The 14,857-nt window shown below is 35.0% G+C and carries 12 protein-coding genes and 1 other annotated feature; of the genes, 1 reads left to right on the plus strand and 11 read right to left on the minus strand.

Annotated features, from left to right (window positions below):
• Nucleotides 1-54: 54 nt before the first annotated feature.
• The 6 genes from IEV35_RS15805 to zapA all read right to left on the minus strand — a co-directional run bounded on the left by IEV35_RS15805 (nt 55) and on the right by zapA (nt 7,605).
• Entirely contained in the window at nt 55-1,752 is a 1,698-nt protein-coding gene (locus IEV35_RS15805) for a long-chain-fatty-acid--CoA ligase (RefSeq protein ID WP_188385637.1), read from the minus strand.
• 387 nt (nt 1,753-2,139) lie between these two features.
• Nucleotides 2,140-2,550 carry a DUF350 domain-containing protein gene (locus IEV35_RS15810; protein WP_188385638.1) on the minus strand — a complete coding sequence of 137 codons (411 nt, stop codon included), beginning with the start codon at nt 2,548-2,550 and terminating at the stop codon, nt 2,140-2,142.
• A gap of 17 nt (nt 2,551-2,567) precedes the next feature.
• On the minus strand, nt 2,568-4,907 hold the full coding sequence (locus IEV35_RS15815; RefSeq protein WP_188385639.1) for an endonuclease MutS2: 2,340 nt from the start codon (nt 4,905-4,907) through the stop codon (nt 2,568-2,570).
• Nucleotides 4,908-4,937: 30 nt separating this feature from the next.
• A complete protein-coding gene (gene polX / locus IEV35_RS15820) occupies nt 4,938-6,656 on the minus strand; it encodes a DNA polymerase/3'-5' exonuclease PolX (protein ID WP_188385640.1) in 1,719 nt (572 codons plus the stop codon).
• 123 nt (nt 6,657-6,779) lie between these two features.
• Entirely contained in the window at nt 6,780-7,334 is a 555-nt protein-coding gene (locus tag IEV35_RS15825; protein WP_188385641.1) for a CvpA family protein, read from the minus strand.
• A 7-nt stretch (nt 7,335-7,341) separates the two neighbouring features.
• The gene (zapA, locus tag IEV35_RS15830) at nt 7,342-7,605 is read right to left on the minus strand and encodes a cell division protein ZapA (protein ID WP_188385642.1); all 264 of its coding nucleotides are present in this window, start codon (nt 7,603-7,605) and stop codon (nt 7,342-7,344) included.
• Between the two features lie 163 nt (nt 7,606-7,768).
• Here zapA and rnhC point away from each other — a divergent pair, with 163 nt between their 5' ends.
• Nucleotides 7,769-8,698 (plus strand): ribonuclease HIII, encoded by a 930-nt coding sequence (gene rnhC, locus IEV35_RS15835; RefSeq protein ID WP_188385643.1) that lies wholly within the window; start codon nt 7,769-7,771, stop codon nt 8,696-8,698.
• Nucleotides 8,699-9,125: 427 nt separating this feature from the next.
• On the opposite strand, the gene IEV35_RS15840 is transcribed toward rnhC, so the two are convergent.
• From IEV35_RS15840 to pheS, 5 genes are all read right to left on the minus strand, one after another.
• On the minus strand, nt 9,126-9,380 hold the full coding sequence (locus IEV35_RS15840; RefSeq protein ID WP_188385644.1) for a hypothetical protein: 255 nt from the start codon (nt 9,378-9,380) through the stop codon (nt 9,126-9,128).
• A gap of 23 nt (nt 9,381-9,403) precedes the next feature.
• Nucleotides 9,404-10,291 (minus strand): GNAT family N-acetyltransferase, encoded by an 888-nt coding sequence (locus IEV35_RS15845; protein WP_188385645.1) that lies wholly within the window; start codon nt 10,289-10,291, stop codon nt 9,404-9,406.
• 27 nt (nt 10,292-10,318) lie between these two features.
• Complete coding sequence (locus tag IEV35_RS15850; protein ID WP_188385646.1) at nt 10,319-10,852, minus strand: hypothetical protein; 534 nt, start codon at nt 10,850-10,852, stop codon at nt 10,319-10,321.
• A gap of 145 nt (nt 10,853-10,997) precedes the next feature.
• Complete coding sequence (gene pheT / locus IEV35_RS15855; protein WP_188385647.1) at nt 10,998-13,424, minus strand: phenylalanine--tRNA ligase subunit beta; 2,427 nt, start codon at nt 13,422-13,424, stop codon at nt 10,998-11,000.
• 15 nt (nt 13,425-13,439) lie between these two features.
• A complete protein-coding gene (gene pheS / locus IEV35_RS15860; RefSeq protein ID WP_188385648.1) occupies nt 13,440-14,474 on the minus strand; it encodes a phenylalanine--tRNA ligase subunit alpha in 1,035 nt (344 codons plus the stop codon).
• 136 nt (nt 14,475-14,610) lie between these two features.
• Nucleotides 14,611-14,835 (minus strand) — a binding site (T-box leader).
• Between the last annotated feature and the right edge of the window lie 22 nt (nt 14,836-14,857).

Here is a 14,857-nt window from a genome sequence, read left to right on the forward strand (position 1 = left end):
AATATTCTGTCAATAAAATGCTTGTACTACTTGCAGGAAAATATAAGGCTCAATCTAAGTAGTTGGTACTTCTTCTTTTATCTTTTTCTTTTCTTCATCGATCAGCTGTCTTCTTAAAATTTTTCCAACTGCAGTTTTAGGTAATTCTTTACGAAATTCATAAATACGTGGAACTTTATAAGCAGCTAATCGCTCTCGACAAAACTTATTCAATTCTTCTTCCGTAACAGCGGAGCCTTCCTTTAATACAACATATGCTTTAACTGTTTCACCTCGATATGGATCCGGTACTCCTGCAACAACCGTTTCTTGTATCGCTTCATGTTCGTATAATACTTCTTCTACTTCACGAGGATATATATTATATCCTCCAGCGATAATCATATCTTTCTTACGATCAACGATAAAGAAGTATCCATCTTTATCCATATACCCGAGATCACCAGTTAATAACCAACCATCTTTCATCACACTTTCTGTATCCTCAGGTTTATTCCAATACCCCTTCATGACTTGAGGTCCTTTCACTGCAAGCTCGCCAACTTCACCAATTTCTACTTCTTCAAATGTTTCAGCACGAACTATTTTGGCATCCGTATCAGGCCAAGGTAATCCGATACTACCACTTACTCTATTGCCATAGATTAGATTAGCATGAGTAACTGGAGAGGATTCGGTTAGACCATAACCTTCAACAAGTTTTCCACCAGTAACTTTTTCAAACTTCTCTTGAACTTCCACTGGTAGTGGGGCTGAACCACTAATACATGCTTCAATGGAAGATAAATCATATTTATTTAGATCTGGATGATTTAAGATTCCGATATAAATGGTTGGTGCTCCTGGGAATATCGTTGGTTTTAACTTATGGATTGTTTTTAATACTTCACCCGCATCAAATTTTGGTAACAATACCATTCTAGAACCGGTAAGTACGGAAATATTCATTACTGCTGTCATTCCATACACATGGAAAAATGGAAGTACTCCAAGAATCGTTTCTTCGCCATGCTTCATTTTGTAAATCCAAGCATTACAGGCAAGCGCATTGGATACAAGATTTCGGTGAGTAAGCATTACACCTTTTGGGAATCCAGTTGTTCCACCAGTATACTGAAGTAGAGCAATATCTTCTACTGGATCCACTTCTATTGCTTGGTACTCAGCCTTTGCTTTATCCATTAAGGATGTCCAACTATGTGTATCAGATGACTCTTCTACTTTTACAACAATATTATATTGCTTTTTTTGTATGAATGGGTAAATTAAGTTCTTAGGAAATGGCAAATAATCCTTTATACCAGTAACAATCATATGTTCTAAAGAAGTGTCCTTCTTAACATTTGTTACTCTCGGAACTAAAATATCCAAGCATACAATTACTTTTGCTCCTGAATCGTTTAGCTGATACTCAAGCTCCCTTTCCGTATACAAAGGGTTGGTTTGAACAACAATTGCTCCAGCCATCAATGAACCGTAATAGCTGATTACAGATTGAGGGCTGTTCGGTAGCATAATTGCTACACGATCTCCTTTTACAACGCCTAAACCTTGTAAATAGTTTGCAAACTTTTTCGCTTGCATAAGTAGCTCAGCATACGTTAATTCTTTCCCCTGGAAATAAAGCGCTTTCTTTTCTTTGTAACGTGCAGCCGCTTCTTCTAAAAAATAATGTAGTGGCTTATTGTCATAAGAAAGAGAGCTAGGTATATCTTCAGGGTAATGCTTAAGCCATACTTTTTTTTCCCCCATTAACTAACCTCCTTTTTATATAGTTACTTACATTATAACTACATATTAGCTTTTTTTGAAACTATATTTTCTATTTTTAGACATTTTTTTATATATTGATAGTTTGAATCGTTCTAAAAGTAGGTATTTAGTACTTTTTAGTTATATTATTCATTAGGGTAATCACGAATTCTTCGGAGGATTGACAAATAAAAAATATTAGAGTTAGGACATATAACTAGCCCCGGAAGTATACTCCCGGGGTTAGTACTTTTTTATTAATTACTATTTCTAATTCCTAAAAAACACTAAAATCAAAATCAAATACTAAATATAGAACTCCTACGATGACGAATACTGTTGCGACTCCTATACATATTTTTGCTAATGTTTCCATACTTATCTCCCTTAGACTAAAATACTTGCGCCGATAACATATGATAATCCGATTGATATGATCATCGAAATAAGACCTACTGCTTTATTTCCTTTTCCTATTTCTTCATCCACACTTAAATTAGGGGTTAGGAACTCAAAGATAAAATAACCTAATAATAATAAAATAAACCCAACTGTTCCCCAAGCAATACTTGTTAGCAACGCATCATTATGTTCAATCGAATAACGGAAGATATTTGCAATACCAAAAATTTTACCGCCAGTTGCCATTGCAACGGCAATATTACCATCGCGAATTTCTTGCCAGTTATTATATTTTGTAACTAACTCAAAAACAGCTAAGAATACAACTGTACAAAGGATAACGACACTATAGCTCGCAGCTGTGTTAATTAAGACATTTTCCCAAAAGTTATTCATTCCTATTTCCCCTTATTTTATTTAAATTCAATAACCGTAACACCACTACCACCTTCACCAGCAGCACCTGGTCTTGATGTAGATATACTTGGATGTTTCTTTACAAAGTCCTGGACACCTTTACGCAATGCACCTGTACCTTTTCCGTGGATAATAAATACTTTAGGATAACCAGCTAATGTAGCATCATCCACATATTTTTCCAACTTTAATAATGCATCTTCATATCTTTCCCCTCGTAAATCTAGTTCCAGTGGTACATGATAATTGGAACCTTTTACTGTTGCTAACGGCTTTTGATAGGTTACTTTGGGTTTTCCAATCAATTGTAGATCACTTCTTTTTACTTTCACTTTCATTATTCCAACTTGCACTAAATATTCATTATCGTTTACCTTTTCAAGAACAGAACCATTTTGATTAATCGTTAGTAGCTTAATTTCATCACCAGGACTAAGCTCCTCAGTGGATGGCTTTACATCTGGTTTATTCTTGTCTTTGTTAGTAAGTTTTGGCTGAGCTTCCTCTAGAAGTTTTTTCGCTTCAATCCACTCATGTTCTTTTAATTTTGTTTCTGTCTTCATTTTTCGGATTTCACTAACGATAATTTCTGCTTCTTCTCTAGCTTTAATTAATGCCTTTTCAGCTTTTTCTTCTGCTTTTTTAAATAATGCTTCTCGTTTATTTTCAAATTGATTCCATTCTTCTTCAATTTGCCTTCTAAGTTCTTCACTCTCTAACAGAATTTGATGTGCTTCTTCATACTCTTTTTCTGCTTGAATCTTTGATTTTTCAAGTGATGCAATCATATTCTCAACACTTTTAGAATCAACACCTATATGGCCTTTAGCGCGATTAATAATCGCATCATCTAGTCCTAGCCGCTTCGAAATTTCAAATGCATTACTCCTACCAGGAACTCCAATTAATAAACGATATGTTGGTTGTAATGACTGAACATCGAACTCCATTGACGCATTAATAACATTCTCACGATTATATCCATAGGCTTTTAATTCTGGATAATGTGTAGTTGCAATTACACGAGCATTTCTAGCAATAACTTCATCTAGAATTGACATGGCCAATGCCGCACCTTCTTGAGGGTCCGTACCAGCACCTAATTCATCAAATAAAACTAATGTCTTATCATCTACATACTGTAAGATATTGACAATGTTTGTCATATGTGAAGAAAATGTACTTAAGTTTTGTTCAATTGACTGCTCATCCCCAATATCAGCAAAAACATGATCAAAAACTGCCATTTCACATCCGTCAAGGGCAGGGACTTGAAGACCAGATTGTGCCATAAGTGTACACAAACCAACCATCTTTAATGTAACAGTCTTACCTCCTGTATTAGGACCAGTAATAACAATTGAAGTATAATCCTTCCCAATTTCAATATCATTTGCAACTACTTCATCGATTGGGATTAATGGATGTCTAGCTTGTTGCATTTTTATATAACCCCGATTATTCATCTTTGGTCGTGATGCCTTCATTTCACTACCTAACTCGGCCCTTGCAAACATATAATCCACTTGAGCAAGAATTCGAACATTCTCAGCCAAGGAGGCTTCTTCTTCTGCAATTTGTTGACTTAATTCTCTTAAAATCCGCTCAATCTCTTGTTTTTCGCGAGCATATTGTTCTTGGAGTTGATTGTTTAAATCCACTACTGCCTTAGGTTCCATAAATAACGTCTGACCAGAAGCTGACTGATCATGGACAATACCACCGATTGCTCCACGATATTCATGTTTAACAGGAAGAACATAACGATCATTTCGAATCGTTACAATTGCATCTGAGAGCATATTGCTTTTTGTTCGAGTATAGTTTTCTAATTTCTCCCTAATTCTGCTTTCATGGGTCCGAATAGAAGTACGAATCCCCCGTAATTTGTCAGTTGCACTATCCATTACTTGTCCATGGTCATCAATACAACTTTTAATCTTCATTTCTAAATCTTTTAAAGGAGATATTCCCACTACTAACTCCGATAAAATTGGTAACTCATCATCTAGTCCTTCTACAAAACCTTTTACTTGGCGCCCACCATAGATTGTGTTAGCTACATCTAGACATTCTGATGTACTTAAAACACCACCAATCACACTCCGTTTTAAACTTGGGCGAATATCAAAAATCCCACCAAGTGGAACTGGGACATTGAGGCGAATAACATGAGCAGCCTCATCTGTTTCCTCTTGTAATTTATTAACTTCCTCCAAATTAGTAGATGGTCTTAACTGAGAAGCTAAGTCCTTACCAATAGAAGTTTCAGCATGGTGTATTAAGCGATCTATAATTTTTTGAAAATCCATTACTCGTAAAATTCGTTCATTCATCGACTTGCTCCTTTTTGAGGTGGTGTTCTCTTATTTATTACGATTGAAGTATTCGATAAGTTTCTCTTTTGTCCAAGTATTTAAGATCGTTTCTTTCGGTAACCATCCTTTTCTTGCAACACTTATGCCATATTTCATATGTTCTAACATTTTGTAATTATGGGCATCTGTATTAACAGCAATCTTCACGCCTGCTTCTAGACAAGCTCTAGCCCATTCTGCTGAAATATCTAATCGATTAGGATTTGCGTTAATCTCGAGTGCGGTATTCGTTTCCCTCGCTCTTTCAATTAGTTTTTCCATATTTACTTTATATCCATCTCTCCTGCCAATCAGCCTTCCTGTTGGGTGTGCTATCAGAGAAACATATGGATTGTCTAACGCAGTGTATAATCTTTTCATAATTTGTTCTTCTGTCTGACTAAAGCTCGAATGGATAGCAGCAATACAATAGTCTAATTCTTTAAGGAACTCATCCGAAAAATCTAATGATCCATCAGGCAAAATATCCATTTCTACTCCCGCAAAAATATGGATATCAGAGTACTTCTCATTTAACTTATAAATTTCTTCTCTTTGTTGTCGTAATCTATCTTCATCAAGTCCATTAGCTACTCGTAAATTCTTAGAGTGATCAGTAATAGCAATATAATCATACCCATAGCTTCTTGCTTGATTTACCATTTCTTCTAATGTCTGTGCCCCATCACTCCAAGTAGTATGCATGTGTAGGTCACCACGAACATCTTTTAATTCAACTAATTCAACATTGTTATTAAATGCTTCAACTTCTCCAGTACCTTCCCTTACTTCTGGGGGAATAAATTGTAGACCAAAATGATTAAAGAAATCTTTCTCGGATGAAAAAGTAATGACTTCTTTTGTTTCATCTACCTCAATACCATATTCATTAATTTTTTCTCCCCTAGATTTTGCCAATTGACGCATCATGACATTATGATCTTTTGAACCTGTAAAATGATGAAGAGTAGTAGCAAACTCTTTTGAGGTAACTAGTCGAAAATCTACATTAACATCATATACATCGTCAAGGGTGACAGATATTTTCGTATCCCCTTTTGCAATAACTTCTTTTAGATTAGGTATCATAAATAACTGTTCTCGTACTTCTGTTGGGTTCTCTGTTGCAATAATAAAATCCAAATCTTTAATCGTCTCTCTCATTCTTCTTAATGATCCAGCACGAGAAAATTGTTGGACTTCTGAGATAGTTTCTAAGTAGATTTCAATTTGCTCTGCTATTGGCAACATATATGCTATAGGTAATCGTTCTGGACGCTTACCAAACTCATTTAACGCAGCAAGTATCTTTTCCGCAGATTTCTTTCCAAATCCAGCCAGAGTTTCAACTTTTCCACTCTCAATCGCATCTTTAAGGCTTGTTGCATCAATTACTTGTAACTCTTGATATAGCTTGGCCAACTTTTTACCACCAAGTCCCGGGACATTAAGCAATGGTAACAAACCAGAAGGAATTTCTTCTTTTAATTCCTCTAAAGTGTTTGACTTACCTTCTTGTAAGTATTCCAATATTACTGTATTTGTTCCTTTTCCAATCCCCTTAATTTGGGTAAAATCTTTTATATCTGATAATGAACGTTCATCCCGTTCTAATGCCTGTGCTGCTTTTCTAAACGCCGATATCTTAAATGGATTTTCCCCTTTAAGTTCTAAATATACAGCAATTGTTTCTAATAATTTAATAACATCTTTTTTATTAATTTCCATTTTAATACACCTACCTGAAATATTACTTAGTAATCAATCAAAAATAAGGCTAATTCATTAGGATATATATGTATTGTACCGACCATACAAAGATATTCCTAGTATTTGAATTAGCCTTATTAATTATAAATTCATCATGGTGACAATATGGGTAGACCATAAGTCTTTTATTTTATCAGAAAAATATGGAGTATTTTCTACAATAAATAATGCAACACTTGAATTATTAATATATTGTTGTACTGCTTCAATAGGTGTAAGGGCAATAATAAATAAAATAACAAAAATAATTAAGTATACTTCTAAGAAACCTAGTATTGCGCCTAATATTTTATTAATAGAATTTAAGATTGGTAATGAAGCAATAACATCAATCATGGAAGCAAAGATCTGTAATCCAAATTTCACAATAAAGAAAATTAAAGCGAAGGAAATTGCATTGTAAAATGCTGTTTCTAAGGGCATAGCTTGTAGAAAGTCAGCCCATAGACTGTCATTTTTCAACTCTGGATAAGGGATTAATAGGCCAAAATGCTTCGATAAGTCATCATAAAAAAGTGCTGCTACAATAAATGCAACAATAAACCCTATAAGATGAACCGCTTGCAGGATTAACCCCCTCTTTAATCCAACAAGGAATCCAAATAGTAATAAACTAATAAGTATTAAGTTAACCATATGTAAATTATCCTCTTTCTCGTTTAATTGAACCTAATAGAGTGGCGTACTCTTCTTTTAGTATCAAATGATCATTCATTGTATTTATCGCAGTTAAAACAGCAAGACTAGCTGTATCAAGTGAAGGATTCATTTCATGAATTTCTCTCATTTTCTGATCAACAAGGCTAGCTACTAATTTTACGTGACTAGCATCCTCATTCCCAACTATCGTATAGGATCTATTTCTTATTTCAACCGTTACCCGAGTTTTTTCTTGTTTATGGGTCACTAGGGTTACCCTCCTATTATTTCATACGATTCTAGCATTTTTTTATTTCTTTTATCTTAACATGAAGAATGTCAATTAGGAAACTGTTCTTACCTGTTTTTTTCTCTTTTCTTTCTTCTTTATACTTTGATATAGTCATTTATATAGAAAGGATGATGGCAACGTGTCACAAAATGTACTTATACTCTCCATAGATATTATCGAAAAAATGAAACAATATTATCATAACTCATTAACTGCTACGCCTCAAGGTGCTATTTTCCGTGCGAAAACAAATGAAGCAGTTATTACTGCGTATAAATCAGGAAAAGTATTATTTCAAGGGAGTAATCCACATGTTGAAATAGTGAAGTGGGAAGGAGGACAAACAACGCAGCAATTACAAAAAGCAAAACCAACTCCTTCTCCAAGATATACACCACCTGAAACATTATTTCTAGCTTCACACATTGGTTCAGACGAGGCAGGAACAGGTGATTATTTTGGACCTATTACTGTTGCTAGTGCATACATAGATGCTGCACAAATTGACAAGTTACGGAAACTCGGTATTAAGGATTCAAAAGATTTAACAGATCCGATGATTACGAAATTAGCTAGCGAAATTGCTCAATTACGTATCCCGTATTCTTTACTTATATTACATAATCCAAAGTATAACGCTCTACAGAGAAAAGGTTGGTCCCAAGGGAAAATGAAAGCAATGCTTCATCACCATGCTATTCAAAATTTATTAGGGAAGATTAATGGAAAAGAGTATGAGGGTATATTAATAGATCAATTTTGTGAACCAGGTATATATACCCGACATATTAGCTCTGAGGGAGAGCATCTTCCTTCAAAAACCTTTTTTATGACAAAAGCAGAAAGCTATTCTATAGCTGTTGCTACCGCTTCTATTATTGCAAGAGCAAGTTTTGTGAAGGAAATGGAAAAACTCTCTGACCAAATTGGATTTGAATTAAATAAAGGAGCTTCCAAAAAAGTGGACCAAACGATAGCTAGAGTTATAAAGGAAAAAGGAGAAGCTACGTTAGAATCATGCGCTAAAATACACTTCGCAAACACACAGAAAGCAAGAAAGTATTTATAAATTATGAGGCTTTAGCAAAACTGATTTTCTTTTTTTGAAATTGGACAATACTATACATCAGCTCCGGAAATATACGGAGACTCCTCGAAAAAGGAAAACGCTTTTTCTTCGTGCGATGTTTCGCTGACGAAGCGTTCCTTGTCCTGCGGGAAGCAAGGCAACGGTGAGACCCCGTTGATGCACCTGCGTCTGCAAGTCATGCTACGAAGAAAGTTTCCTCGGTGCAAGGCAGCGAAGAAGCTTATTCAAGTAGTAGCCTGGCTCACCAGCCGCCCGCGGCAAGGTAGACACTGCGATGGTTCTTTCGAGCAGATGTCGCCCCTGTACTCGAAAGTGAAAGCAAAGTATATTTCCGGAGCGGGTTAGTTGCACCCAAATCATATAGTAGTTCGGTTTTTACTATGTAGTAAAAGCTTTTGTCTCACCCTTATTTTACATTCTCCCCGTTTTCTTTCTCCAGTAATTCTAAATAACGCTTCTTTACAAAAAAACGAATAATTAGAAGGATAAAAAGTATTACTTGAGTTTGAATAAACTTCAAATTAAGCTCAGCAAATAGAGCAGAATGTTCTAGACTTTCTGTTGGGTTATACTGACTTCTTTTTAGTAAAAAATAGAAACTGATTAAAAGAACAATAATTACAAGTACTTCTAATGATCGTTTGAGCCACCTTATTTGCATATTATCACCACAACAGTATACATTTACATTCCTACTACGATCCGCGAGCTGCTAAACTTTTTATAGGAACACATTTCATGTTTAATACGAAAACCTACTTTTTGATACAATCGATTTGCATTCTCATTATTAGCATCTACACATAGATTAATAGAATCTATCGTATCAAATGAGAACAACCAGTTTAATGCCCCGGTTAATAATCTTGCACCGATACCTTTTCCACGATTATTCTCGGATACAGCAAAAAACTCAATACTCGCATCTCCAAATTCGGGTTGTGCCTCTACATATAGATAACCTGACAAACCTTCTCCATCAGTAATAATAAAGACTTTATTGTTGTCATTTAATCTCACTACTATGTCCTCACCACTATAATAAGTACCTGGAAACGTCTCGTTATGTAAAGAAATAAATTCTTGGTAATAGTAATTCGTTATCTCTTCTAACGTTACATTTTTTAATTTTTCACTATCCGCCCGGTTAAATTCTAATATTAAATCATTTCCATTCTCAATAAAACTTTGTTTATTTGCAAAATCGCGAACAACTTCATTCTTCTTATTAGGAAATAGGTATAGTATCTCTATATCTTTAGGCAATATTTCATTCAATTTATTCCACATCAACTCGATGGAATCTTGAAATCCTGGTAAAACAAACGGGCCCCATATTTCTGCCACTTTGCTTTCAAAATCTGGTTCATACCCAACAACCCCAACAAGATCACCATTGTTAAATGCTGTAACAAGACTTTTCATCAATGGAATTTCTTCTTTTATGTATGCTAAAATTTCGGTTACATCTGTTCCACAATATCCAATATGAGACTCTTGATTATTATTGAGAAGAGCCAAAAACTCAGCAACTTTTGGCAAGTCTGTTTCTTTCATTAAATCAATGTTCATACATTTCACCTCACAAATTATTCAATATTAATAAGCAACCCACTTACTCTCATCAGATAAAGCAGAAAATAAGGCATCCCTAAATTCATTAGTTAACTCATAAAAATGAGCATTGGATACTTTAAAAACCTCTTTCCCCTCATAAAAATCAAATGAAAAAAGTGTTTTACCTGCAATTTCCTGTCCATTTACAATTACTAATTGCTTCAGGTGAAAAGTGTATTTCCCAATTGTCTCTGCTTCATTCATATCTTCCAAAAAGTCATCCATTGAATAGTCAACTAATTTAGTGGATTTATCGAAAAGCTTAATCATGTTCTTTATTTCCTTTTCATCAGATATATACTGATAAAAATACTGATTTCCATCATTATCCCAAGTAACCGCTTCAAATACTAATGGTCTAATAAAGTCTGTATAAGATAATCTCGTTATGTCTGAGACATTTCCTTTCGGGAAGGTAACTGGGTTGTATAGGTATTTTACGTTAACAAATATTTGAGAAATAACGATTATTAATAAAATAACAGCTACAATAATCCACTTTCTCTTTTTCCTCATAATGACTCCTTTCCATTTTAAGGTTTCCTTCCATTCTATCATATATTTCTGAAAATTTTAACGTCTAGCAGATAACAGAGTGAATCAATAACAATTTTGAAAATGAAAAAAGGCTATTTCAAAAAAATAGCCTTTTTCCTCTTTATTATGATCGTACATATGCTCCATGTTTTTCGCTTACCGCTGCAATAATTGCTTGGTATGAGTTTTCTACTTCTTCGTCCACTAACGTTTTCTCTGGATCTTGGTAAAGGAGACTGTAAGCAATAGATTTCTTACCTTCTTCTAAATGGTCTCCTTTATAGACGTCAAAGACTTGCACGGATTTCACTAGTGGTGCTCCCACTTCTTCAATTGTTTCTTTCACATCACCTGCAGCAACACGATCATCTAGTATAAACGCAATATCCCTTGTTACTGAAGGATATCTTGGGATTTGCATGTAACTTGGTTCATGGTGATGAGTTTCTAAGATAGCCTCTACATTAATATCAAATACATAAGTCTCTTTTAAATCTAACTCTTTTTCTAGCGCAGGATGTAATTGACCAATAAATCCTACTAATTTGTCCCCTAGTAATAACGATGCTGTTCTTCCTGGATGCATATCTGGTATTTGAACCTGTTTAACACGTAATGGTAATTCTAAATGGTTAAACAATCCTTCTACAATTCCTTTAACAACATAGAAATCCACTTTTTTATTTTCTTGTTGCCACAGGTTTTCTAACCATTTACCAGTTAGCACTCCAGATACTCTCAGCTGTTCGTCTGGTTGTTTTGTTACTTCTTGTTCGTCCGTTACAAAAATAGAACCAATCTCATAATAAGCTAAGTTTGCTTGATTGCGGGCTAAGTTATAACTTACTGTCTTTAATAGTTCTGGTAGAATACTTAAACGTAAATATTTATGTTCTTCACTCATTGGCATTGCTAAACTAATTGGTGTAGGATTTAATTCTTTAATTTCAGGACTAACAAGTTTTCTCACATAAGTTTCACTCGTTAAGGAATATGTTCTTGTTTCTAACAAGCCAACACCTTCCAAGTAATTTTTTATTGAGCGACGGAGCTGTTGTTTTTTCGTTAATCCACCGACAGTTGTTGTTCCTGTTGGCAATGTGAATGGTAAGTTATCATAACCATAAATTCTTGCTACCTCTTCCAACATATCCTCAAAAATAGCAATATCTCCACGTCGAGTAGGTGCATACACTGTAAATTGTTCATCATTGCGCTCATAATTAAATTGTAATCGCTCAAGAATTTTTGCTATTTCATCTGAAGTAATAGTTGTACCTAGTCGATGATTAATAGTCTTTGTATCAATTGCAACTGTTTGTTCAGAACGATCCAGTTTATCAAATTCTACAACACCTTCAAGAACTTTCCCACCTGCATACTTTTCAAGTAAATGACAAGCTCTTAAACCAGCCTGCCGAACTCGATTTGGGTCAATTCCTTTTTCATAGCGTGTACTTGCTTCACTACGAAGCCCTGTTGCTTTCACAGTTTTACGAATGGAGATCGAATCAAAATAAGCTGCTTCCAATAAAATATTTGTAGTTTCACTAGTTACTTCAGAATTTGCACCACCCATGACACCAGCAAGTGCTACTGGCTCTTTGCCATTAGTGATGACCAAGTTTTCAGAAGTTAGCGTTCGCTCCACATCATCTAACGTAATGATTTTCTCACCTTCTGTTGCTTTTCGAACGACAATTTCTTTTGAGTTCAATCGATCGTAATCAAACGCATGAAGTGGTTGACCATATTCAAGTAGTACGTAGTTTGTAATATCGACTACGTTATTAATTGGGCGAATTCCAGCTGCTAGTAAATAATTTTGCATCCAAAGTGGAGAAGCTTTAATTTCAACATCTTTAATGACAAAAGCTCCGTAGTACGGGTTAAGTTTTTCATCGTCCACTTTTACAGAAATATAATCTGCTGCCTTCTCCGTTGTTGCATTTACTTTTTCACTCGGAAGATTAACAGGTTTATCTAATAAAGCTCCGACCTCATATGCAACACCTAACATACTTAAACAGTCTGCACGGTTTGGAGTTAGATCAAATTCTAATACAGCATCCGTTGAATTTAATAACGGTTCTACACTTTCCCCAACTGGTGCATCTTCAGGGAAAACAAAAATACCTTCTGCATATTCTTTTGCAATATGCTTCTCATCAAATCCAAGTTCTTGCAATGAACAAATCATCCCAAACGATTCTACACCACGAAGCTTTGCTTTTTTTATTTTAAAGTTTCCAGGTAATACAGCACCTGGTTTAGCAACTGCAACTTTTTGACCTTGACGAACATTAGGTGCTCCACAAATAATTTGTAACGTTTCTTCGCCCACATTGACTTGACATAAGTTTAATTTATCGGCATTTGGATGTTTCTCACAAGATTCAATATAGCCAATAACTACATTAGAGCTATTCTCCGCTATATATTCTACACTGTCTACTTCAATCCCAGATTTCGTTACTTTCTCAGCCAACTCTTCTGGACTTATACCGTCTATATCTACATACTCTTTTAACCAATTTAATGAAACTAACATTAATAAACCCTCCTCTTACGCCTGATGGAATTGTTTTAGGAATCTACTATCATTTAAATAGAACTGACGAATATCATTTACTCCGTATTTCAGCATTGCAATTCGTTCTGGCCCCATTCCAAATGCAAATCCAGAATACACGTTAGGATCATAACCGCCCATTTCTAAAACATTCGGATGTACCATGCCTGCTCCTAAAATCTCAATCCATCCTGTTCCTTTACATACATTACAACCATGTCCATCACAAACCTTACAAGAAATATCCATTTCAACTGAAGGTTCTGTGAATGGGAAGAAACTTGGTCTTAAACGAATTTTACGGTCTTCTCCGAACATTCTTTTAGCAAAGACGTTTAGTACACCTTTTAAATCACTCATTTTCACATCTTTATCGACATAAAGTCCTTCGATTTGTGTGAATTGATGTGAATGTGTTGCGTCATCTGTATCGCGTCGATACACTTTTCCTGGACAAATCATCTTGAAGCCTTTTTCACCGTTATATTCTTTCATTGTACGTGCTTGAACTGGTGATGTATGTGTTCTAAGTAATAGTTCATTCGTAATATAGAATGAATCTTGCATATCTCTTGCTGGGTGGTCTTTAGGTAAGTTTAACGCTTCAAAGTTATAATAGTCTGTTTCAACTTCAGGGCCTTCACGCACTTCATACCCCATCCCTATAAACAGATCTTCAATTTCTTCAATTACTTTTGTTAATAGGTGTGGGCCACCTACTTTGACTGGTCTACCTGGTAAAGTTACATCAATTGATTCTGCTTGAAGCTGTTTTTCTAATGCAGCATTTTCTAAAATCGTATTTTTCTCTTCAATAGCAGTTGTAATCGCTTCACGAACTTGGTTGGCAATCTCTCCAACAACTGGTCTTTCTTCTGGGGAAAGTTTACCCATACCTCGTAATACTTGAGTTAGTGAACCTTTTTTTCCTAGGTACGCTACTTTAATAGCTTGTAATTCTTTTAAGTCGTTTACTTCTTCTACTTTAGATAGTGCTTCTTGCTGTATCGCTTTTAATTGTTCTTGCATGTTTATACCTCCTAATTTTTTATTAGCCATGCCCACGGAAAGCAAAGTATATATTCGAACCGCTCCTGCTTACAATTAATTCATAACTTGAAAGTTAGTCGTCTTATTGCAACAAAAAAAGCCTTCTATCCCTAATAAAAGGGACGAGGCTTTGGTCGCGGTACCACCCTTGTTGACACAATTACTGTGTCCAACTTAAGTTTGAATAACGGAATAATCCGGAACACCTTTACTATGAATAGGTCCAAGTGTCAGCTCCAGAGTGAAAGATTAACTAGCTCATGATTGAAATGCTTTCAGTCTCAGGCATTTCTCCCTGGTAATCATTTATAACTATTAATCGCTCTTTCATCGCTTTTCGTTTATTTACATATAGATTAAAT

Origin of the sequence: Ornithinibacillus halotolerans (genome assembly GCF_014637405.1) — a bacterium.
GTDB classification, from domain to species: domain Bacteria; phylum Bacillota; class Bacilli; order Bacillales; family Amphibacillaceae; genus Ornithinibacillus; species Ornithinibacillus halotolerans.